The sequence below is a fragment of the Kitasatospora sp. NPDC086801 genome, from assembly GCF_044745805.1.
GTDB lineage: Bacteria > Actinomycetota > Actinomycetes > Streptomycetales > Streptomycetaceae > Kitasatospora.
In genome coordinates this window covers 1-1,095 of record NZ_JBIVAX010000117.1, presented here as the reverse complement: position 1 = coordinate 1,095, position 1,095 = coordinate 1, and the positions used below count along the sequence as shown (strand labels likewise).

At 64.9% G+C, this 1,095-nt stretch carries 1 protein-coding gene; it reads left to right on the top strand.

Features of this window, described 5'->3' with window-relative positions:
• Window positions 1-468 precede the first annotated feature (468 nt).
• Window positions 469-762 (top strand): IPT/TIG domain-containing protein, encoded by a 294-nt coding sequence (locus ACIPLC_RS38250; RefSeq protein ID WP_400477676.1) that lies wholly within the window; start codon window positions 469-471, stop codon window positions 760-762.
• Window positions 763-1,095: the final 333 nt, after the last annotated feature.

The window sequence follows — 1,095 nt, the reverse complement described above, 5'->3', positions numbered from 1 at the left end:
CGGAACCGGCCACACGGCAGCTGGGGCAAGCGCCGCAAACCGCGGAAAGCGTAGGCACCAGCAGCCCAAAGAGCGATCTACAGCTGGAGTATTAGCCCGCCCGCGTTGACCCTTGACCAGATAGGAGTTGCACGAACTTCCTGATGGTACGGTCTCGTCCAGAGGCGATTCCGCCCGATACCCGCGCCGCGGACACACCGCGAGAAGAACGTGCATCGAACCCCGAGATCACGACTCGGGATTCGCCGTCGCCGTATCGACCCTTCTTCGAAGAGTCCGCCCGTCATGGTCCCAGGGTGAACGGACCCCGCCAGAACAACCGGATCGCGATCGCCCCTGCGCTCCCGCCCCAGGAATGCGCCGGGAATGCGCCAGGAAATCGAAGGATCCGGTCCACATACTCCCGGGCGAACAGTCCAGGCACCCCCGCCCGGGTCAGCATCATCCACCACGACATTCGGAGGAATAATGACCGAGACAGCAGCGAAGATCGACCGGCCCGGCATCGACAACATCGACCCGGAGGCCGCGAAGGGTGGCCAGAAGGTCGCGGTCTACGGAAAGCACCTGGGCGGCGTCACCAAGATCACGTTCACGGACCGCGACAGCCACGCGAAGGACGCCACTTTCACCGTGAAGTCCAACGACGAGCTTGAGGTCGTCGTGCCGGTGGGGCTGAACGCCGGCCCCGCCACGGTCACTGCCACGAACAAGTCCGGCGCGAGCAAGCCGCCCTACGACTTCACGATTCTCCCTGGCTGACCGACTGGCGCGATTCGGCGGCGGGCGGGTGCGGGCGGGTGCGGGCTCTCCGAGCCGAGCACGCTTCGAGCCCCGCCCGCCCGCCGCTGTTCGCACTGCCCGGTTTCACGGAACAGGACGCCCGGGTGAACACGACACCTCAGGAATTCGCACAGGTCCATGAGTCCAAGCTCTACCAGATGCCCCGAACCCAGGCCGACAGAGGCTGGTGCGGATATCTGGCCGGCGACGAGGACAGGCTAATACTCCAGCTGTAGATCACGATCATGCTTGGGTCGCGGCTTGGCGTCTGTAGTGACTGGCCTGGGAACGGGCTTGATGACGACGTCTCCA

Coding starts and splice junctions, on each gene's coding strand:
- ACIPLC_RS38250 (WP_400477676.1), top strand. CDS start 469: ATGACCGAGACAGCAGCGAAGATCGACCGGCCCGGCATCGACAACATC.